General features: G+C 65.1%; 20 protein-coding genes and 1 tRNA gene. 14 read left to right on the forward strand and 7 right to left on the reverse strand.

The genetic code is table 11. The features are described 5' to 3' along the window. Window positions 1-4 precede the first annotated feature (4 nt). The 6 genes from LPA45_RS11360 to gloB all read right to left on the reverse strand — a co-directional run bounded on the left by LPA45_RS11360 (window position 5) and on the right by gloB (window position 8,888). Window positions 5-856: an enoyl-CoA hydratase family protein gene (locus tag LPA45_RS11360; protein WP_116321978.1), complete on the reverse strand. Its 852-nt coding sequence runs from the start codon at window positions 854-856 to the stop codon at window positions 5-7. A gap of 25 nt (window positions 857-881) precedes the next feature. Continuing rightward, window positions 882-1,685, reverse strand: coding sequence for an SDR family NAD(P)-dependent oxidoreductase (locus LPA45_RS11365; protein WP_116321977.1), 804 nt, complete (start codon window positions 1,683-1,685; stop codon window positions 882-884). Beyond that, window positions 1,682-4,036, reverse strand: coding sequence for a bifunctional salicylyl-CoA 5-hydroxylase/oxidoreductase (locus LPA45_RS11370; RefSeq protein ID WP_317920359.1), 2,355 nt, complete (start codon window positions 4,034-4,036; stop codon window positions 1,682-1,684). The genes LPA45_RS11365 and LPA45_RS11370 overlap by 4 nt, the downstream gene beginning before the upstream one ends. 167 nt (window positions 4,037-4,203) lie before the next feature. Beyond that, window positions 4,204-6,096, reverse strand: a complete 1,893-nt coding sequence (locus LPA45_RS11375) for a propionate--CoA ligase (protein ID WP_367394556.1) — start codon at window positions 6,094-6,096, stop codon at window positions 4,204-4,206. A 169-nt stretch (window positions 6,097-6,265) separates the two neighbouring features. Further along, window positions 6,266-7,954, reverse strand: coding sequence for a transglycosylase SLT domain-containing protein (locus LPA45_RS11380; protein ID WP_317920357.1), 1,689 nt, complete (start codon window positions 7,952-7,954; stop codon window positions 6,266-6,268). A gap of 133 nt (window positions 7,955-8,087) precedes the next feature. Then, complete coding sequence (gene gloB, locus LPA45_RS11385; RefSeq protein ID WP_317920355.1) at window positions 8,088-8,888, reverse strand: hydroxyacylglutathione hydrolase; 801 nt, start codon at window positions 8,886-8,888, stop codon at window positions 8,088-8,090. A 12-nt stretch (window positions 8,889-8,900) separates the two neighbouring features. Between gloB and LPA45_RS11390 the strand changes: the two genes are divergently transcribed. The 14 genes from LPA45_RS11390 to LPA45_RS11455 all read left to right on the forward strand — a co-directional run bounded on the left by LPA45_RS11390 (window position 8,901) and on the right by LPA45_RS11455 (window position 20,108). Continuing rightward, a complete protein-coding gene (locus LPA45_RS11390) occupies window positions 8,901-9,737 on the forward strand; it encodes a methyltransferase domain-containing protein (protein ID WP_116321972.1) in 837 nt (278 codons plus the stop codon). Window positions 9,738-9,803: 66 nt separating this feature from the next. Then, window positions 9,804-10,241 carry a ribonuclease HI gene (gene rnhA, locus LPA45_RS11395; protein ID WP_116321971.1) on the forward strand — a complete coding sequence of 146 codons (438 nt, stop codon included), beginning with the start codon at window positions 9,804-9,806 and terminating at the stop codon, window positions 10,239-10,241. A gap of 48 nt (window positions 10,242-10,289) precedes the next feature. After that, the gene (gene dnaQ / locus LPA45_RS11400; protein ID WP_376790605.1) at window positions 10,290-11,030 is read left to right on the forward strand and encodes a DNA polymerase III subunit epsilon; all 741 of its coding nucleotides are present in this window, start codon (window positions 10,290-10,292) and stop codon (window positions 11,028-11,030) included. 91 nt (window positions 11,031-11,121) lie between these two features. Continuing rightward, window positions 11,122-11,196, forward strand: a tRNA-Val gene (locus LPA45_RS11405). Between the two features lie 96 nt (window positions 11,197-11,292). Beyond that, window positions 11,293-12,189, forward strand: a complete 897-nt coding sequence (locus LPA45_RS11410) for a tyrosine-type recombinase/integrase (RefSeq protein WP_367394557.1) — start codon at window positions 11,293-11,295, stop codon at window positions 12,187-12,189. Beyond that, window positions 12,171-12,617, forward strand: a complete 447-nt coding sequence (locus tag LPA45_RS11415; protein ID WP_367394558.1) for a hypothetical protein — start codon at window positions 12,171-12,173, stop codon at window positions 12,615-12,617. Before LPA45_RS11410 ends, LPA45_RS11415 begins: the two co-directional genes overlap by 19 nt. 93 nt (window positions 12,618-12,710) lie before the next feature. Beyond that, window positions 12,711-12,962 carry a hypothetical protein gene (locus LPA45_RS11420; RefSeq protein WP_367394559.1) on the forward strand — a complete coding sequence of 84 codons (252 nt, stop codon included), beginning with the start codon at window positions 12,711-12,713 and terminating at the stop codon, window positions 12,960-12,962. A gap of 81 nt (window positions 12,963-13,043) precedes the next feature. After that, a complete protein-coding gene (locus tag LPA45_RS11425; RefSeq protein WP_367394560.1) occupies window positions 13,044-14,012 on the forward strand; it encodes a helix-turn-helix domain-containing protein in 969 nt (322 codons plus the stop codon). After that, window positions 14,009-15,409: a replicative DNA helicase gene (locus LPA45_RS11430; RefSeq protein ID WP_367394561.1), complete on the forward strand. Its 1,401-nt coding sequence runs from the start codon at window positions 14,009-14,011 to the stop codon at window positions 15,407-15,409. The genes LPA45_RS11425 and LPA45_RS11430 overlap by 4 nt, the downstream gene beginning before the upstream one ends. Before the next feature lie 172 nt (window positions 15,410-15,581). Beyond that, the gene (locus LPA45_RS11435) at window positions 15,582-16,097 is read left to right on the forward strand and encodes a hypothetical protein (protein WP_367394562.1); all 516 of its coding nucleotides are present in this window, start codon (window positions 15,582-15,584) and stop codon (window positions 16,095-16,097) included. Window positions 16,098-16,107: 10 nt separating this feature from the next. Then, entirely contained in the window at window positions 16,108-16,749 is a 642-nt protein-coding gene (locus LPA45_RS11440) for a hypothetical protein (RefSeq protein ID WP_367394563.1), read from the forward strand. A 23-nt stretch (window positions 16,750-16,772) separates the two neighbouring features. Then, a complete protein-coding gene (locus LPA45_RS11445; RefSeq protein WP_367394564.1) occupies window positions 16,773-18,137 on the forward strand; it encodes a phage portal protein in 1,365 nt (454 codons plus the stop codon). Between the two features lie 4 nt (window positions 18,138-18,141). Beyond that, window positions 18,142-19,164: a hypothetical protein gene (locus LPA45_RS11450; protein ID WP_367394565.1), complete on the forward strand. Its 1,023-nt coding sequence runs from the start codon at window positions 18,142-18,144 to the stop codon at window positions 19,162-19,164. Between the two features lie 281 nt (window positions 19,165-19,445). Continuing rightward, window positions 19,446-20,108: a hypothetical protein gene (locus tag LPA45_RS11455; protein WP_367394566.1), complete on the forward strand. Its 663-nt coding sequence runs from the start codon at window positions 19,446-19,448 to the stop codon at window positions 20,106-20,108. Between the two features lie 366 nt (window positions 20,109-20,474). Here LPA45_RS11455 and LPA45_RS11460 read toward each other — a convergent pair whose 3' ends face one another. Then, window positions 20,475-21,098: a hypothetical protein gene (locus LPA45_RS11460; RefSeq protein WP_367394567.1), complete on the reverse strand. Its 624-nt coding sequence runs from the start codon at window positions 21,096-21,098 to the stop codon at window positions 20,475-20,477. Between the last annotated feature and the right edge of the window lie 2 nt (window positions 21,099-21,100).

Consider the following 21,100-nt stretch of genomic DNA (forward strand, 5'->3'; position numbering starts at 1 on the left):
TGGCTCAGTCGCCTTCGAACACCGGCTTCGATTTGGCCACGAAGGCCTCGTAGGCGCGGCGGAAATCGCGTGTCTGCATGCAGATGGCCTGCGCCTCGGCTTCGGCTTCGATGGCCTCGTCCAGCCCCATGTTCCATTCCTGGTGCAGCAGCTTCTTGGTCACGCCATGGGCGAATGTCGGCCCGGCGGCGAGCTGCGCGGCCAGTGCCTGCGCCTGTGCCAGCACGGCTTCCGACGGATGCAGCGCATTGAAGAAGCCCCACTGCAGCCCTTCCTCCGCGTTCATGGCGCGGCCGGTGTAGAGCAGTTCGCTGGCGCGCCCCTGCCCGATCACGCGCGGCAGCAGCGAGCAAGCACCCATGTCGGCGCCAGCCAGCCCCACGCGCACGAACAGGAATGCGGTCCTCGCCTGCGCCGTGCCCAGCCGCATGTCCGAGGCCAGCGCCATCATCGCGCCCGCGCCGGCACAGATGCCGTCGACCGCGCTGATCACCGGCTGCGGGCATGCGCGCATCGCCTTGACCAGGTCGCCGGTCATGCGCGTGAAATCGAGCAGCTCGGGCATGGTCATCTGCGTCAGCGGCCCGATGATTTCGTGCACGTCGCCGCCCGAGCAGAAGTTGCCGCCAGCGCCGGTGACCACCACCGCCTTGATGTCGCTGGCGTAGCAGAGCGCGCGAAACAGGTCGCGCAGCTCCGCATAGGAATCGAACGTCAGCGGGTTCTTGCGCTCAGGCCGGTTCAGCGTGATGGTGCCGACCTTGCCGTCGTCGGACACCGACCACAGGAAGTGCCGCGGCTCATAGCCGGCAAAGCTGCGCTTGTGATGGCGCATGTCGAGTGCGATTTCAGTCATGGTTCTCTCTCTGTCCTTGTCTTTGTCAGCCCGCCATCACTTCGCCGCCGGCCACCGGGATCGCCTGCCCCGTGATCGCGCCGGCGGACGGCTGGCACAGCCATGCCACGGCGTCGGCCACTTCCTCGGGCTGCACCAGTCGCCGCTGCGGGTTGCGCGCGGCCAGCTCGGCGCGCGCCTGGTCCTCGGTGCGGCCGGTCTTGCCGACGATATTGGCCACTGCGTCGCGCACGATATCGGTCTCGGTGTAGCCTGGGCAAACTGCGTTGACGGTGACGCCCTTGGGCGCGGTTTCCAGCGCCAGCGCGCGCGTAAGACCGATCACGCCGTGCTTGGCCGCGCAATACGCGCTGACATAGCCATAGCCGATCAGTCCCGCGGTACTGGCCACATTGACGATGCGGCCCCAGCCCGCTTCGAGCATCGCCGGCAGCGCTGCCTGCGTACACAGGAAGGTGCCGGTCAGGTTGACGTCGAGCATGCGCTGCCACAGCGCGGCATCGGTCTTCATGAACGGCGCGCTGTGCGCCTGCCCGGCGTTGTTGACCAGCATCGACACCGGGCCGGCGTGCTCCGTGGCCGCGGCAAAGGCGCGTGCCACGCTATCGGCATCGGCGATATCGGCTGTGACGAACGAGACCATGGCGCCCGCTGGCGCCTGCTCGCGCAGCGCCTGCACCGTCGATTGCAGCGTGCCGGCATCGCGCCCCAGCAGCGTGACGCTGGCCCCGTCGGCCAGCAGCCGCCGCGCGATCGCGGCGCCAATGCCGCGCCCGCCGCCGGTGACCAGCGCGTGGCGTCCCGCCAGTGTTGCCGTGCCGGCCGTCATGCCTGCTTCTCCTGCGCCGCGGCGCGTTCGAGGTTGGTTTCCAGTTGCCGCTTGCCCGCCATGTACTGCTTGGGCCAGGCGATATCGCGGTAGCCGATGCGCGCGGCTTCCTGCAGCGTCCATGCCGGGTTGGCCAGGTGCGGGCGCGCGATCGCGCACAGATCGGCGCGGCCGGCGGCGATGATCGAGTCGACGTGGTCGGCCTCGAAGATCGCGCCCACCGCGATGGTGGCGATGCCTACCTCGTTGCGGATGCGATCGGCGAACGGGGTCTGGTACATGCGACCGTACACCGGTGCCTGGTCCGGGCTGACCTGCCCAGACGAGCAGTCGATCATGTCCGCTCCGGCGGCCTTGAAGGCGCGGGCGATTTCAACGGCATCGTCAGGCGTGATGCCGCCTTCGACCCAGTCGTGCGCCGAGATGCGCACCGACATCGGCTTGTCCTGCGGCCACACCGCGCGCACGGCTTCGAACACTTCCAGCGGATAGCGCAGCCGCGCCGCCAGCGAGCCGCCATACTCGTCTTCACGCGTATTGGTCAGCGGCGAAATATAGCTCGACAGCAGGTAGCCGTGGGCGCAGTGCAGTTCGAGCCAGTCAAAGCCCGCTTCAGCCGCGCGCCGCGCGCTGGCCACGAAGTCGTCGCGCACGCGTTCCATGTCGGCGCGCGTCATCTCGCGCGGCGTCTGCGATTCGCCAGGCAAGTACGGCAATGGCGAGGCCGACATCACCGGCCAGTTGCCCTCCGGCAGCGGATGGTCCATCGCTTCCCAGCCCAGTTGTGTCGACCCCTTGCGGCCAGAATGGCCGATCTGCATGGCAATGCGCGCATCGCTGTTGGCGTGGACGAAGTCGACGACGCGCTTCCATGCGTCACGCTGCGCGTCATTCCACAAACCCGGGCAGCCCGGCGTGATGCGCGCATCGGGCGACACGCAGGTCATCTCCGCCACCACCATGCCGGCGCCGCCCAACGCACGCGAGCCAAGGTGCACCAGGTGGAAGTCGCCCGGCATGCCGTCGGCGCAGGAATACATCGCCATCGGCGACACCACCACGCGGTTCTTCAGCGTGATGCCGCGCAGCCGGAACGGCGTGAACATCGGCGGCAGCGGCTCATGGTCGCGCAGCTGCAGGCTTTGCCGCGGCACCCCGGCCTCCTGCGCCAGCCAGTGTTCGAACTGGGCCACGTAATCGGCGTCACGCACGCGCAGGTTTTCGTGCGAGATACGCTGCGAGCGCGTCAGCAGCGAATAGGCGAACTGCTCTGGCGGCAGGCTGCCCGCGTAGCGTTCGACGTTTTCGAACCACTCGGTCGAATTGCGCGCCGCGTTCTGGATCTTCAGCACTTCCACGCCGCGCGTGGCTTCGTAACGCGCCAGCGCATCGGGCAGGCCGTCGTGGCCGCTGCCACGGATCTCTTCGGCCAAATCAATCGCGTCTTCCAGCGCCAGCTTGGTACCGGAGCCGATCGAGAAATGCGCCGTGTGCGCGGCATCGCCCATCAGCACCACGGGCACGCGACGGCCGTCAGGCAAGGTATTCCAATGCACCCACTGGTGGCAGATCACGCGCGGGAACCGGATCCAGATCGCCGAGCCGCGCAGGTGCGACGCATTGGAAATCAGCTTGTTGCCATCAAGGTAGCGCGCGAACAGCTTCTCGCAATATGCCACGCCCTCTTCCTGGCTCATCTCGTCGATGCCGGCGGCTTGCCAGACCGATTCGGGCGTCTCGACGATAAAGGTCGAGGTGTTGTCGTCAAAGCGGTAGGCATGCGCCTGGAACCAGCCGTGCTCGGTCTTCTCGAAGGCAAAGGTGAACGCGTCGAACAGCTTGTGCGTGCCGAGCCAGACGAAGCGGCACTGGCGCGTATCGATATCGGGCTGGAAGGTGTCGGCGTAGCGGGTGCGGATGCGGCTGTTGAGCCCGTCCGAGGCGATCACCAGGTCGGCCTGGTATTGCATCGCCAGCGCCTGGTCGTCGGCGACATCGGTCTCGAACACCAGCCTGACGCCGAGCGCTTCGCAGCGCGCCTGCAGGATATTGAGCAGGCGCTTGCGGCCGATGCCGATAAAGCCGTGGCCGCCTGAGCGGATGGTGCGCCCGCCGATATGGATGTCGATATCGTCCCAGTGGTTGAAGGCGGCGTTGATCTCGGCGGCGCTGACCGGATCGGCCTGCTTGAGGTTGTCCATGGTGGCGTCGGAGAACACCACGCCCCAGCCGAAGGTGTCATAGGGCCGGTTGCGCTCGACCACGATGACCTCGTTGGCGGGATCCTGCAATTTCATCAGCAGGCCGAAATACAATCCGGCCGGTCCGCCACCAATACAAAGCACTCGCATCTGTTGCCTCCTGCTGGGCCCGCGCCGGACAATGCGGCCCGACGGCGTCACGATCTAGATCAGACCTAAATATTTTATGCTTCAAATATTAGACTGCATCACGAGCCAAGGCAAGCCCGCGGTGCGAAGTGGCCGGTTCGGCACCCGCACCGCCTGACGTGCCGGTGTCAGCCCTTCAGCGCGGCCTGAACCTGCTCCAGCGCTGCCGGATCCTCGATCGTGGTCAGGTCGCCGGGATCCCGCCCTTCCGCCACCGCCTGCATCGCGCGCCGCAGCAACTTGCCGGAGCGTGTCTTCGGCAGCGCATTGACAAAGAATACGCGCGCCGGCCGCGCCACCGCGCCGAGCTGTTGCTCGACGGTCTTCATCAGTTCGCCCTCCAGCGCCAGCCGGTCCGCCTCCGTGGCGGTGCGCGCCGGGTCGCGCGCGATGCAGAAGCCCATCGCCACCTGGCCCTTGAGCGCGTCCTGCACGCCGACCACCGCCACTTCGGCAACGGCCGGGTTCGACGACAGGCTTTCCTCGATCTCGCGCGTCCCCAGCCGGTGGCCGGCGACATTGATCACGTCGTCGGTGCGCCCGAGGATAAAGACATAGCCGTCCTCGTCGCGCACGCCCCAGTCGAAGGTGGAATAGCATGGCCGGTTGGGCACCGCCTGCCAGTAGGTGCGCACGAAGCGGTCGTCGTCACCCCACACCGTGCTCATGCAGCCCGGCGGCAGCGGCCCGTCGATGGCGACCACGCCCTTCTGGTTGGGCGGGCATTCCTCGCCGGTGTTTTCGTCGACGATCTTCAGGTCGTAGCCGTAGGCCGGCACCCCCGGCGAGCCGAGCTTGGGCGGCAGCGGCTCGATGCCGCGCTGGATCGCCAGGATCGGCCAGCCCGACTCGGTCTGCCAGTAGTTGTCGACCACCGGCTTGCCTAGGCCGTCCTGGATCCAGCGCGCGGTGGGCTCGTCCAGCGGCTCGCCAGCCAGGAACAGCAGGCGCAGGCTGGACAGGTCGTAGCGCGTCAGCCAGGCCGGGTCCTGCTTCTTCAGCACGCGGATCGCGGTGGGCGCGCTGAACATCAGGTTGACCCGGTACTGCTCGACCAGCCGCCACAGGATGCCGCCATCCGGGCGGATCGGCGTGCCTTCGTACATCAGCGTCGTCATGCCGGCCAGCAGCGGGCCGTAGACGATATAGCTGTGACCGACCACCCAGCCGATGTCGGAGGCCGTGAACATGGTGTCGCCCGGCTTGCCGCAGAAGATGTAGTCCATCGAGGTAGCCAGCGCCACCGCATAGCCGCCGGTATCGCGCTGCACGCCCTTGGGCTTGCCGGTGGTGCCGGAGGTGTAGAGCACATACGAGGGTTCGCTGGACTCCAGCCACACGCACGGCACCTGCGCGCCGGCCACGCGGTCGCGCCAGGTGGCGTAGTCCTCATCGCGGCCTTCCGTGCGCGGCATCTCGGCGAGCTGGCGATTGACCAGCAGCACCTTGTCCGGCTGGTGCGACGACAGCCGGATGGCCTCGTCCAGCAGCGGCTTGTACGGCACCACCTTGCCGGCGCGCGAGCCAGCGTCGGCGCTGATCACCACGCGCGGGCGGGCGTCGTCGATCCGGGCCGCCAGGCTGACCGAGGCAAAGCCGCCGAACACCACCGAATGGATCGCGCCGATGCGCGCGCAGGCCAGCATTGCAAACGCAGCCTGCGGGATCATCGGCATGTAGATCAGCACGCGGTCGCCCTTCTGCACACCCAGCCCCTGCAGGATCGCCGCCATGCGGTTGACCTCGTCGTGCAGCTCGGCATAGGTGTAGGTATGGGACTGGTCGACCTCGGTCGAGACCCAGTGCAGCGCCGGCTGGCCGGCTCGCGCCGCCAGGTGGCGGTCAACCGCGTTGTGGCACAGGTTGGTGCGCCCGCCCACGAACCAGCGCGTGAATGGCGCCCGGCTGTTGTCGAGCACCTGGTCGAACGAGGTTTCCCAATCGATGCGCGTCGCCTGTTCGGCCCAGAACCCCTGCGGGTCGGCCAGCGAACGGGCATGCACGGCATGGCTTGCCGTCATGGCAGTCTCCTCCGCGTCTGCGGTCGTTGTGATGATGACGGTAGTTTGCCACCGGCGCGGGCCCGGGGGAAACGGGATTCGGAGGGGTGCAGCCCGTGGCCGGTGTCCGCGGCAGGCACAAAAAAAGAGGCGTGCCGCCGGCACGCCTCTTTGCTCTCAAACGCCGCGCTCAGCGCGTCTTGCCCTTGGCACTGGATTTGGCTGACGCCTTCACCACCGGGCCCGACCTGGCCTCGCGCGTCACCTTGGCCGGCGCCGCCTTACCGCCGCGGCGCGGTGAGGCGTCGACCGTGATGCGCTTGCGTGGCTCGGCCTTGCCATGGCCTGCCTGTTTGCCCCCCTGCGCCGATACACGCACGATGCCGCCCTTGCTGCCACGCTCGGCACGATCCTCGCGCTCGGCCCGGTCGGCCTGTTCGGCGCGTGCCGCACGGACCGCGCCGGCGCCGCGCACGGGCACCATCAGCACCAGGCTCTGCCCGGCCACCAGCTTGGTGCCCGACAGCTTGTTCCAGGACTGCACCTGGCCCGGCGACACGCCATAGCGTCGGGCCACCGATGCCACCGTATCGCGCCGGGTGGCGCGCACCACCACGCGGCGGGCATCGGGCAGGTCAGGCTCCATCGCCAGCATGGCGTTGTCGGCCAGGCTTGCGCTGATGTCCTGGTCGTGGCGGCCCGAACGCGGAATCATCACGGTCGAGCCGGCCTTCAGGCGCATGCCCTTGGGAATGCTGTTGATCTCGCGCAGCGTGTCGGCATCGATATTGAGCCGCGCCGCCAGTGACTCGACGCGCTCGCGCCCGTCCACCGTGACCGCGGTCCAGCTCGACAGCCCGCCGCGGTAGGTGTTCAGGTTGTACTGGAAGCGCTCGGCATTGTCGAACGGCAGCAGGATCTGCGGGTTGGATGCGCCCAGGATCACCGGCCGGTTGAACGACGGGTTCAGCGCCTTGAACTCCTCCAGCGTCATGTCCGCCAGCTTGGCCGCCAGGTTCACGTCGATATCGCGCGAGGTGGTCACCGTGACGAAGTACGGGTGGTCCGGGATCTCGGGCAGCCTGACGCCGTACACCGCCGGGTTGGCGATGATGTTCTTGACCGCCTGCAGCTTCGGCACGTAGTAGCGCGTCTCGTTGGGCATGGTCAGGCTGGCGTAGTCGGTCGGCAGCCCGCGCGCCTGGTTGCGCGCGATCGCACGCGACACCGCGCCCTCGCCCCAGTTGTAGGCAGCCAGCGCCAGGTGCCAGTCGCCGAACATGTCATAGAGCCGCTGCAGGTAGTCGAGCGCGGCATCGGTCGAGGCCAGCACATCGCGGCGCTCGTCGCGGAACATGTTCTGCTTCAGGTTGTACGACTTGCCGGTGCTGGGGATGAACTGCCACATGCCGGCGGCCTTGGCGGTGGACTGGGCCTGCGGGTTGAACGCGCTCTCGACGAACGGCAGCAGCGCCAGCTCGGTCGGCATCTTGCGGCGCTCCAGTTCTTCGACGATGTGGTACAGGTAGCGGCTCGACCGCCCGACCATGCGCTCCATGTATTCCGGGCGCTGCGCATACCACTGCGTGCGGTCATCGACCAGCGTGCCCTCCAGGTCCTGCATGGCGAAGCCGCGCCGGATCCGGTCCCAGATATCGTTGGACGGGCCGCGCAGCCAGTCCAGGCCGCCCTGGTCGGCATTGATGGTGGTCGTGGAAGCCAGCGCCGATTTGTCGCTGAGCGAGTTGAGCGGATCCTGGCGCCTGGCGGTCTGGGCGGTCGCGCCGTTGGCATCGGCGTCAGGCGGCGTGGGGGTGCTGGCGCAGGCTGCAAGCAGCGCCGCACACGCAACTACCGCCAGTAATCGACCAATTTTCATTAAGTTCTCAAATCGTGACGCTAAAAGGTTGCGTGATGCTAAAAAAAACGGACTATCGCGTCAATCAGATTTTTCTAGGTAGCGGCCCGAAAGCCTTGACTCGTAAGGGTTTTCGGCAGGGCCTGCATTCAATTTAGCGGAAATTGTCCTTCCACCCACGCAACGCGCCAAATGCTTTTGCGTCGCTGTCGGTGGCACCGCCCTGCGCCGACACCGCGGCGCGCACCGCAGGCTCGCGCGAGCGCAGGAACGGGTTGACCTCGCGCTCGTGGGCGATGGTGGTCGGCAGCGTGGGCGTATCGGCCGCACGCAGTGCATCGACGCGCTGCTCCCACGCCGCCAGCGCGGCATTCTCCGGCTCGACCGCCCGCGCGAAGCGCACGTTGCTGCGCGTGTACTCGTGGGCGCAGTAGACGCGCGTGTCGCCCGGCAGGCCCGCCAGCTTGTCCAGCGACGCCAGCATCTGGGCCGGCGACCCCTCGAACAGCCGCCCGCAGCCGCTGGCGAACAACGTGTCGCCGCAGAACACGGCGGGACCGGCCTCGCCCAGGTCGCCCACGTAGGCAATATGGCCGGCGGTATGTCCGGGCACGTCCAGCACCCGCAGCGTCACGGCCGGCTCGGCCAGCGTCACCTCGTCGCCCTCGCGCAGCGCCCGCGTGCGTCCGCCGATACGTTCACCCGCGGGCCCCAGCACCGGCATTGGTGCCCCCGAGGGCGTGCTCGGGTGCGCCGCCAGCAGGTCAGCAACACCGCCCTGGTGATCGCCGTGGTGATGGGTGATTACAATAGCGCCCAGAGCCAGCCCCCGCTGCGCCAGAAATTGCTCCACCGGCGCCGACTCGCCGGGATCGACCACGGCGGCGTGATGCCCGTCGTGAATGGCCCAGATATAGTTATCCTGGAACGCCGGGATCGGCTCAACCTTCAACATGCGCATGCTCCTATGTCCAATCGTCCCAATCGCCCACACGGCGAGTACGGCCAGCATGGCCTGAATGGCCCGATTGTAAGCTGGGAAGACTGGCTGGCCTCGCCGCCCGGCGAGTACATGCTGCGCTGGGAAGCGCAGCAGTACGACCGCACCGTGGCCGACATCTTCGGTTACCACGCCGTACAGCTGGGCATGCCATACGTCGATACCCTGCGCGAGAACCGGATGCCGTTCTCGGCGCTGGCGCTGGACCCGGCCAGCGGGCCGCACGGGCCGCGCGCGGCACATCCGGATGCGCGCCAGCTGCTGTGCCGCTTCGACGAACTGCCGTTCGACACACAGAGTGTCGACCTGCTGACACTGCCCCATATCCTGGAGTTTGCCGAAGACCCCCACGAAGTGCTGCGCGAAGTCTCGCGCGTGCTGATGCCCGAAGGGCGCGTGGTGGTCACCTGCTTCAACCCGATGAGCCTGTGGGGCGCGCGCCAGGGCATGAACAGGCTCGGCGCCACGCCCTTCCTGCCGACCGATGCCCAGCAGATCGGCTTCGTGCGCATCAAGGACTGGCTCAAGCTGCTCGGCTTCGATATCATCCGCGGCCGCTTCGGCTGCTATTGCCCGCCCTACCGCACCGAGCGCTGGCTGCAGCGCTCCGCCTTCATGGAAAAGGCCGGCGACCGCTGGTGGCCGATTTTCGGCGCGGTCTATATGATCTCGGCGATCAAGCGCGTGCGCAACGTGCGCCTGGTCGGCCCGGCCTGGAAGTCCAAGCCGGCGCTGGCACCGGTGGCATCGCCCGTGGCCACGCCCACCGGCACGCACGGCAAGACGCCGCGCGATGAACACTAAGCCGTAGCCACGGCGAAAAAACCCCTGCGCCGGCCGCGCTACGCGGCCGGCCCCCAACGGAATCCCATGGAAGAAGTCACGATCTACTCCGACGGCGCCTGCAAGGGCAACCCCGGCCGCGGCGGCTGGGGTGCGGTGCTTGTCGCCGGCACCAATGAAAAAGAACTGTTCGGCGGCGAGGCCAACACCACCAACAACCGCATGGAGATGACCGCGGTGATCGAAGCGCTGCGCGCGCTCAAGCGGCCCTGCACCGTGCGCGTCTACACCGACTCGCAATATGTACAGAAAGGCATCAGCGAATGGCTGCCCGGCTGGAAAGCGCGCGGCTGGAAGACCGCCGACAAGAAGCCGGTGAAGAACGCCGACCTGTGGCAGGAGCTCGAAGCGCTGACCCAGGGACACCAGATCTCCTGGCACTGGGTGCGCGGCCACAATGGCCATCCCGGCAACGAGCGCGCCGATGCGCTGGCCAACCGCGGCGTCGAATCGATCGGCCGCTGAACCGACGGACCCCAGTTTTTACCGGAGCCGGACTGCCGCTCCGCTAGAATGCCCGCCATGCGACAAATCGTTCTCGATACCGAAACCACCGGCCTGAATGCCGCCACCGGCGACCGCCTGATCGAAATCGGCTGCGTCGAGCTGCTTAACCGCCGCCTGACCGGGCGCCACCTGCACTTCTACGTCAACCCCGAGCGCGACATCGACGAGGGCGCGATCGCCGTGCACGGCATCACGGTCGAGTTCCTCGCGGACAAGCCCCGCTTTGCCGAGGTCGTCCACGAGATCCGCGAATTCGTCGCCGATGCCGAACTGATCATCCACAACGCGCAGTTCGACCTGGGCTTCCTCGACATGGAATTCCAGCTGCTGGGCATGCCGCCGTTCCGCCAGCATGTCGGCAACGTGATCGATACCCTGCGCGAAGCGCGGCAGATGTTCCCCGGCAAGCGCAACTCCCTTGACGCCCTGTGCGACCGGCTGGGGATCAGCAACGCGCATCGCACGCTGCACGGCGCATTGCTCGATGCCGAACTGCTGGCCGAGGTCTACCTGGCGATGACACGCGGCCAGGATTCGCTGGTGATCGACACGATGGACAGCAGCGCCGGCGCAGGCGGAGTCACCGCCACCGCCGACCTGTCCGGCCTGGTACTGCCCGTGCTGCGCGCCACCGAAGCAGAAATGGAGGCCCATTTCGACCTGCTCAAGGGCCTGGACAAGGCCAGCGGCGGCAAGACGGTATGGCAGGAAGTGACCGCCGAGGAAGCCGGCACACTGGCTGCCTGACCAAAAAGTTTTGAAAAGGGCTTTACAAGATACAGAGGCCCCTGCATAATCTCATTTCTCCGCTGCACGACGGCAACGACGACGCAGAAAGGGGTGGTTAGCTCAGCGGTAGAGCACTGCCTTCACACGGCAGGGGTCACAGGTTCAATCCCTGTACCACCCACCAGAATTATCCGCAATCCCTTGCCCCATAAGGGATTGCAGCCGGGGACCATGGCTTCTGGCAGGCGACTTTTGCACAGTGCATTAAGGAGCCTGATTCATGAGACCCAAACTTAACTTGCGCGCTGCGATGGCGCAAGTCGGCGAGCATACCGCCGCTGAAATGAACTTTGCCGAACTGGCCGACGCGTATTGTGCGGTGCAGTTTGATGGCGCCGACCTCCGGCTACGAAAGTGGACGGAGGCTTTTGGCCGTCTGTCGGCATGGTCACTGACCACCCGAGATATCTCCCTCGCCGCCGAAGCGATGCTGCAATCGGGCCTCTACCAGGCCAGTACCATCAACCGCGACACCAGCACTATCGGCACCCTCTACAAGTGGGCCATCCGCCGTCACTTGGCCCCCGCCGGCTTCGTCTCCCCCACCCTTGGACTGCAACGCTACGACGAAGCCATCCGCCGCGTAGAAATCGGCGACCGGGAAATCCGTGCCCTCATTAAGGGCGCCGCCGCCTTCAAGGACCGTCGCTTTGCCGTCTATGTCCGCCTGCTGGTGGACACCGGAGGGCGCCGTGGCGAAGTGCGGGAGCGTCGCTGGTCAGACATCGACCTGGACGCGCGCACCATCACCGTGATGGAAACCAAGACCGACCGGCCCCGACAACTGTTCTTCTCCGAGGACACCGCCGCCCTGATGCGCCGCGTATGGCCCAAACGCGAACCGGGCGCCCTGCTCTTTGAGGGCAAGGTAAAAGGCCAGCCCATCAACTACCGCGCCGCATGGGCCGACCTGACCGCCGCCATTGGCCGGCCCGGACTGCATCAGCACGACTTGCGCCATCACCGCGCCGCCGAACTGCTGCGCGCCGGCACGACCATCGCCGTGGCAGCGCAAGTATTGGGGCATAGCAGCCTGATTCTGCAACGCCGCTATGGCCACCTGGAAAGCAAGACCCTGCGCGAAGCCACGGAGGCATCATGGAAAACAGCAGCCTGAATGTATCCGACGCCCTGCGCATCATCAGCGACGGTCATGCCGAACCGTTTCTGCTGCGTTGGATGAATGCCGCCATCAATGGCGACAACGATGATGCAAAAGTGGCCGCCCTCGCGATGCACGCTATTCTGCGGAATAAGGAAGACCCCGCCGACAACAAGGCTACGGGCCGCGTGCGTCGATGGGCTGGACTGCCACCGCGCGTGCGCGGTCAGGACCCGCGCTACAACCCTGACCTCCACCCGCTTGACAGCGATACGTTCGCGATTGCCCTGGACTACATCATGGGTAGAAAGAATCGTCAGCAGGCATTGTCCGAACTGGAAGCCCATGTGGGCGGTAGCCCGCGCACCTTAGCGCAGTTGCTGGACGACCTATGCGCGAAGTTCACCGGCCTGTTTCCCGACCCGCGCAAACATACAAAATAGCGCCCCCGGCATTCTATCTTTCGACACTCGCACGCATTGTTTAGATTCCCCTTGCACCTGCCAGAAGCCTGTGCACCACAAGGGGAATCACTCATGCATAGCCATTGGACACCCGCCACCGACGCGTGGCGCGACTTCATCAAGAAGCACCCCGAACTAGGCCTCAGCGGAAGCGCATACAGTTGGGCCGCCTTCAGGCGGCGCAACGGCGAACAACTCCACAAGCAAGGCATCTTGCGCCGCACCCCGCGCGGCGCCTTTGTAGCCGATGCTGACCGCTTTGATGCCGCAGCATTCGATTTGGTCGCCCGACAGTACGACGACAGCGACGCCCAAGCCGCGTAGCCCCAAACAAGCGAGATAGCCACGCGCCCGACAAAGACCGGGCTGCGATGGCCTTCTGCCGACCGAAGAAGGGGGTAAACAATGGCCGTGGACCTGTTGGACCGGGTATTTCTCATGCCGCTGCCCGGTGCCCAATGGCGCGTGCTGGCGCAGTATGCGAAGCACGCTGATGGAACAACCGCCGAGGCATGGCCAACGCTGGCCACGTTGGCCGCCGCCATCGGCATCGCGCCCGACAACGTGAAGCGGCACCGCGCCGCACTTGTCCGGGCTGGCCACCTTGTCCCCGCAGGAAGACGTGGGCGCGCCGTGGTCTATCGGGTGACCCTGCCCGAGCTTTCCACCTTGCAAGCGGCCTTCCGCAAGCGGCGGTCCGAATTGGAAAACATCCTGGGTGCGGTGCCGCAAGACGATATTGGTCCCGCGTCAGATGGGGACGATATCGTCACCGTCTGCACCATATCCGGTCAGTTGAAGGGGGCCGATATCATCGCCACCACCGACCGTTGCAGGGACAATATCGTCACCAGTTCAAAGACAGGGGGTGACAATATCGACTTGAATGCGGTGACGATATCGACGGAACGCGGTGACGATATCGACGTGTATAAATCCCGAAGTAAATCCCTAAAAGAAGTCCCGAAGAAAGTACGCGCGCGCAAGGCGCGCACCCCACCCTTGGTTGGTGATGACGCGTTGCAGTGCAACGGCAGACGCGGCAGGCGTGACAGCACCACTTTGGCCGCATGGTTGCAGGCCAACGGTGGCGGCACCGCGATAGCCGACCACCCGACCGTGCGCAAATGGCAGGCGGACACGGCTGTGGATTGGGACTTTCTCCGCCTCGCATGGCGCGATTTCAAAGGTTACTGGACCACCGGCGCAGGCAGGGACAAGACCAAGACTGATTGGCCGGCCACTTTCCGCAACTTCGTGGCCACCGCAGGCTATGGACTGTGGGTGTGCGACGGGTCAGGCTGCCGCCTGACGACCAAGGGTGAAATGGCCAAGCGCATCATGGAAGCAGAAGACCGGGAGCATGCGGCGTGAACGCCCGTACCGACCTGCCCCCGGCACTGCCGCACAGCGTACCGGCCGAACATCAGGTGCTGGGCCTGCTGATGCTGAACCCCGGGTTGCTCGACCACTGTGAACACCTGCGCCCGGCCGCGTTCTTCGTGCCTGACCATCGGACCATCTTTGCAACCATCCGGGCCTTGGGCGACAAGCACCAGTCCACGGACTTGGTGAGCGTCTTCGAAACGATGGGTGGCGCGGCCAAGGGCTGCGACCTTACCTACCTCAACGACCTATGCACCGCCGCCACCGCTGCCGCTAGTTTCCCCACGCACGTAGCGCGCGTGACGGACCTGTGGCGCAAGCGCGAACTATTGGCCGTGTTGGACCGCGTACAGGCGCAGGCGATGGAGCAACACGGGCAAAGTGCGGACATGCTGATTGCCGCCGTGCGCGATGCCGTGGAAGAACTGGCCGACCTTGCCCCGCCGGACGATGTCGTCACCTTTGGCCAGGTATCGCAGGAGTGGTGCAACGTCATTGAGAACCGCCTGCGGGGCGTCACCCGCGCGGTGCCCACCGGCCTGCGTGACCTTGACGCTTTGTTGGATGGTGGCATGGAGCGGGGCACCACCTTTGTCCTTGGTGCGCGCCCCTCGCGCGGCAAGACGGCATTCGGCCTGACCATCATGCGCAATGTGGCGTGCGCTGGCGGTGTGGTTGGAGTGTTCTCTGCGGAGATGGACGCCATTGCGCTGACGGACCGCAACGCGGCGGCCATGACGCGCTTGGAGATGCACCGCTTCCGCCGGCCTAACGAATCGGACACGTCGATGTGGGAAGCCCTGCCCAGCTTCGCGCAGCAGTACAGCACCTTTCGCGGCGGCATCGTGGACCGGGGACCGTTCACGCTGGCCACGCTCAATGCGAAGGCCCGGCGCATTCGGCGCCAACATCGTGGCCTAGACCTGCTGGTGGTGGACTACGCGCAATTGCTGGACGGTGCCGACCCGCGCGCCAATCGCAACATGCAGTTGGAAGCCATCTCGCGCGGCATCAAGGCACTGGCCAAGGAACTGGATGTAGCGGTGCTGCTGCTGGCGCAGTTGAACCGCGCTAGCGAGCTGCGCCACGGTACGCGCTACACGCTGGCCGACTTGCGTGATTCTGGGAGTTTGGAACAGGACGCGGATGTGGTTGCCTTCCTACACTACGAATATCTCGACAAGTCTGAAGACGAACGTCGCAACGAATGGTCCTGCTTCGCCTGGTATTCCGAGCTACAGGTTGCCAAGGCAAGGCAAGGGCGGGTGGCGGACATCCCCGTGTTGTTTCAGCCGGAATACATGCGCTTCGCGGATTGGGACGGACCGCCGCCAGAGCGTGCAAAGCCTACGCAACCGGGCAAGACCAAGCCGCTTTTCGATTGAACATCTTGGCCAATCTGTCCGCCAGCACTAAACTTGTCCACAGCGAAGCGCGACGGTGGGCCGGTCCTTCGGTGTAGTGCCATGCCCGGTCCGTCTGTCGCGCCCCGCCCCTTGGTTTGTTCTGCATCGTGGTAGGGCGACGGTCGGTATCCGGTCCCAACCGGAGGCCATCATGCCCACGACCACCACGTTACCCGCCGACCTCGCCGCGCGCTATGCACCTTCAGGCGAGGCCGGCGCGCCTTCTTCCCCCGCCCATATTCCGCTGTTTTTCGGACCATCCTGCTGGCTCGCGGAGTACCTGCCCGCCCTTGGCAATGCGCACGCCGCGCGCCGGTTTTTGGCGCCGCTGATGCCGTCCTTGATGGCGGACGGACTGGTGACCGGCAACCGCCACACCGGCTATTTCACGGACTGCCCGGGCGAACTGGCGGCTGCCGTCCGGCGCCTGCTGGCCGACCCCAAGACGCGCGCGCACAACCTGTCGCGCCGCGTGCGCGCCGTGCTGGACAGCCCGCCGACCGCCCCGTATGGGGAAACCTTCCTGTGCCGCGACTGTGGCCAGCGCCGGCCCGTGGAAGGCCGCGTGGCCTACCGCTGCGCGGACTGCGCCACGCGTGCCATCGAACGCGCCAGCACCAGCAAGACCCCCGCAATGGCCGCGCCATGGCCTGACCTGCGCCGCTGACGCTGTTGCGATGGACGCCACCCCACAACCGCCGGAATCCATGCCCCGCAATTTTGCGGAGCATGGCCCGGCCGCTGCTGCCCTCAATTTTGAGGGATGCAACGCGCTGAATTCTCAGCCGGCCACGCCGTGGCGCTTGCGCTTGGACGATGCCCGCTATGACTGGCCGCAGACGTGGGGGGTGTGTTACGCCGCGCGCTGCGTGGCCTGCTGGCGCGTGGGCGCGGTGCCGCTCTATGTGGGCGTGGACCCGCCCGTGTTCCGGGTCACGACCCGCCAGTGGGGCGCCCTGACGCTGGCGGACATGTGCGTGGTGTTGGGCGCCACCGTCCACGCTGACCGCATGTTGCTGCGACTGCCGGAAGCCATCGTGCGCGCGCGGCACGCCCAGGATATCGAGCGATTGGAAGGCGTGGCCAACATGGACAATCCCATGGACAACGCCGCCGCGCGCGTGGGCGATGCGGTGGGTGCGGCGCTGGTGCTGACCCACCAAGAGGACATTTGCACGTTGTCCGCACTGCTGCAAGCCTATGGCGCGATGGATAGCGAAGCCTTGGCGCTGTTCGCGTGCGAGCACAACCTGTTGCACAAGCCGGTCCCGCTGCTGCTGCGCTTGGCCAACGAAGACCCGAAGGAACCCCCGCTATGAGTGCCCCCGCTCTTGGCCGCGCCGTGGCCACCCTCGCGCGCAACGTGCCCGCCTTCGTGCGCGGCTGGTGGGCGTCCGCCAACGTGGTGCCCACCACCGATGGCCTGATACCCACGTCCTACCCGTGGAACTACTGGCAAATGGCCCTGCCCACCCTGCCCACGGGCACACACCCGGCCGTGGAAGGATGCGTGCGCGCCATCAGCCAAGCCGTGGCCATGTTGCCGTGCCGGCATTGGCGGCGCCTGTCCGATGGCGGCCGCGTGGAAGTCATCAACAGCGCCGCGCACCGCGTCATGCGCCGCCCCAACGCCTACCAGACGCGCGCGGACTTTTTCCTGAATCTGGTACGCGCCGAACTGCTGACCGGCAACGGGGTGGCGGTGGCCGTGCGCAATGCCCGCTTTGAAGTGGACAGCCTGCATATCGTGCCGCCCGATGGCGCGCGGCCGTTCGTGTGGCGCGACCCGCAGGACGCCACGGACGTGGCTGTGTTTTACGGGGTCACCAACGTTGGCTTGGTGCCGATGGCGCCGGACAACGCCCGGGGCTATGTGTATGCGTTGCCGGCCCGGGACGTACTGCACCTGCGCCAGCAATGCGACCCCAACAACCCGTTGGAAGGTGTCACGCCGCTGACCGCTGCCGCGTTGAGCATGACCGCAGGGACCGCCATCCTTGGCAGTGAAGCCGCGTTCTTCACCAACTTTTCCAAGCCATCCGGGGTACTCGAAACGGAACAACAGCTAACGCCCAAACAGATGGACGAACTCCGGGCCAAGTGGCTGGAATTCACCCAAGGTGCCAACGCGGGTGGCACGCCCATTTTGGGTTGGGGCGTCAAGTGGAAAGCCGTCACGATGAGCGCGCAGGATGCGCAAATCATTGACGTGTACAAAATGACCACCGAAGACATCGCGCGTGTTTTCGGTGTACCACTGCCGATTATTGGGGCACTGGAGAACGCCACGCTGGCCAACGTGCAAAGCCTGACGGAATACTGGTTGTCCACCGGCTTGGGCTTCGTGCTGGAACACATCGAAAGCGCGCTGGATAGCCTCTTTGGCCTGCCCGATGGCGAGTGGATGGAGTTTGACACCGCCGCGTTGCTGCGCACGGATTTCACCAAGCGCGTGGAAGGACTGACCAAGGCCATCACCGGTGGCCTGCTGAGTCCGAACGAAGCGCGCGCCATGGTGGACTATGGCGCCGTGGAAGGTGGCGACCTGCCACGCGTGCAGCAACAACAAGTCCCATTGACTTGGGAACCTGCCGCCGCACCTGCCCCGCCCGCCGGCACTCCACCGCCCGCCGATGGCAGCGCCGGCAAGGCCGCCACCAAGCCGCGCATCCGCGCCCACGCCATCGTCAACAGCCCCGGAGCCTGACACCATGAAACAACGCCGCTATCACGTCATCACGATGTTGGCCTTGGCCGAAGCCGTCCGCTTGAACACGCACGAAGACCGCGCCACCGTCATGAAACGCCTGTTCCCGGCCGATTCTCAACGTGACCCCATGGCCGCGCTGCTGGAACGCGGCGTGCAAGGCCCGGCGGATAGTGTCACGCCTGGATGGGCGGCCGAACTGACCCAACAGACCATTGCCGCCTATCTGGCCAGCACCCCCGCTTCCCTCTATGGCCAATTGGTGCGACTGGCGCAGGCGGTGCCGCTGACCGGTGAAAACACGGTGGTGGTGCCCGGGCGCGACCGCACCAAGCGCCTGCGCTTCGCGTGGGTGGCACCCGGCGCGCCCATTCCGGTGTCCGGTGGCCAACTGACCGGCTCGCTACTGCGCCAAGGCACGTTGGGCGCCATCACGCTGGCCACCACGGAACTGTTGGCGTCATCGGCCGCCGCCAGCGTGCTGGACGCGCTGTTGCGCGAGGATGCCGCCTATGCGGCCGATAACGCGCTGTTTGGCACGGACGCGGCCGTAGCTGGCAAGAACCCCGCCGGCCTGTTGTTTGGCCTGACGCCGATTCCGAGCACGAATCCACAAGCGGACGTGCGCGCGCTGCTGGAAGCCTTGAACAATCCCACCGCGCCCGCGTTCGCCTGCAATGCCTTGCAACTGCCCGGCCTGCAAGCGGCCCACCTGATGACCGCGCCGGGCCTGCTGGCCGGAATGCCGCTGATGGTGTCCGCCAACATTCCGCCCGGGCGCGTGGTGGCCGTGGACGCGCCGGACATTGCCATGTCATCCGGGGACACCGTGGCCATTGAAGCGACGGAACAAGGCGTGGTGCATGAGGAAGACGACCCGGGCGCCATCGTGGACGAAGCCGGCACCGTGGCCCGCCCGGTGCGCGCGCTGTGGCAAACATCAGTGGTGGCCATTCGCGCGCTGTATCCCACCACGTGGGCGGCCCGCCGCGCGGATGCGGTGGCCTATGCAGACGTGACGTGGTGAGCCATGAACGATTGCCGCAACCGGCCGTGGGTGGAACGGCGCAAGTCCGAGCCACCGCCGCCGCCACCGCCACCGCAACCTGCGCAGTAGGAATGGAAATCTTTGGTTTGGCGCGATGCGAGGCTAAGGATGGTTCGAGTTCAGCCAGAGGCAGGCGTTCGGCTCCTTGCCAAAGTGGCCTTTTTGATTGCAGTCTTAAAATCCGCTAAAGTGCTTCGCGTCCCCAAAGCCTTCAGCCGCGGGCCGATAGACGATGAATTCGAATAGGTGGTTCTGCGCTGATGTGCGACGCCCTTGTGTGGTCTTTCGACGCGATAACGAGCATTAATTGGCTTGAGGTCATCAAGGCGCTTGCTTCCGTAGCAACGGCGGCGATTGCGTTTTTTGCTCTGAAGAACTGGCAGCGGCAGGACAAAGCCAAGAGGAAAGCAGAGTTCCTTGATGAGTTGATTGAAGCTGCCCACGCCTATATCCCAGAAGTGCACAAGCCCATCACACTCTTGCAGATGGCAAAGATAGGTATGGACAGTCACGCACCGACGTGGGAAAGCGGTGACGATGCCGACAAAGCCGTTAAGGGGGCGATTGCCTACATCGAGAAGAAGGGAGAGCAAGACGCCAAGCGCATGCGAGGCGTGCTAGAGGCCGTCCAACCGTCAACAATCAAGCTCCGGTCGCTAGCGACAAAGGGCCAAGTATTCAAGTTCGACGGCTACACCAACTGTCAAAACGCAGTGACGATGCTCACATGGCACTTCGACAGGATTGAAGCGTTCACGGAAGTTATCGGGTCGTCAACGTGGAACTGGGAGAACCCAGAAGTGCTGGGGTTCCTGAAGGATGTCATGGCAATCGACCCAAACGAGATACGCAAGAGCGTTCAGGAAAGCAACGTCGCCATCCTTGAGTTTGCCCGCGAGACTTACGCGCGAATCTACGGCTAGGCTTCCACAACCTGATATTCGGAGATGGGCACCACGCAGGCCACCAGCCCCGCCACGCCACGCGAGGCCGCAGGTGTGGCCCCATCGCCCTGCCTGCCCCGCGTTCGGCCAGCCACGGCCCACCGTCCGTGGGGAATTCGCTCAACGAGCGATTCCCCCACAGTCTTGCGCGCATCGAGCGGGACGAACACGCCCGGGGGGGTAGTGCCGAAAGAAGCGCAAAGCCTGCGGACCGGGCCTCGACCCACAACGATGAAAAAGTCACAACTTTTAGGGCTAATTTTCCCGCACAGCTTAGTTTGCGTCCCCACTCCCGGATGGGCGCACAGTGTGAACCGCCTCCAACTCCGCCGGCACAGGACCTCACTAGATGGGAGACTTGGTCAACGTCTTTACGAACAGCCTACTCCACCTAATATATTGTGAAAGAACGGTCTCAGTGCCGGCGTAGCCGATGATTGCATTCCTACGGGAGAGAAGATATTTTGCCGGACTAATGCCAGCGGTATTTGCATAAATCCGGCGGACGACTGGAATAAATCGCGCTTTAGTAGATGCCGTGTTATGCGCAACATGATTTCTTACATTGCGCATGTCTTCATAGACCGAGTTGTATACAGCCCTCGTCACAAGAAAGTGATCATTTGGGTCAACAATCCCTCTCAAATAGGTCTGCGTTTTATTCAACGTCGTCCACTCTAGATAATACTTTCTGTGTGTTGCCAAAATATGCTGACGGGCCGCCTCTTGACTTCGGAAAGGCGCACGCAGCAGTTGCGGTTGGTTGCCATCAAGATACGGGGTCCCGCGAACTAGCTTCAGAACTATTCCTTCAATGCAGCCATCCAGTTCATAAAATAGCCGTAGCATTAGCGTTTCCGCAATCAATTTTTGATATGGAATATCTAGACTTCCGGCATTTCTGCTTATATCCAAAAGCTTCGTTGTGACTGCATTAAATCTATTGTATTCAGTCCCAAGAGTCACCATGG

The sequence above is a fragment of the Cupriavidus sp. Agwp_2 genome, assembly GCF_040784895.1.
Classification (GTDB): Bacteria; Pseudomonadota; Gammaproteobacteria; order Burkholderiales; family Burkholderiaceae; genus Cupriavidus.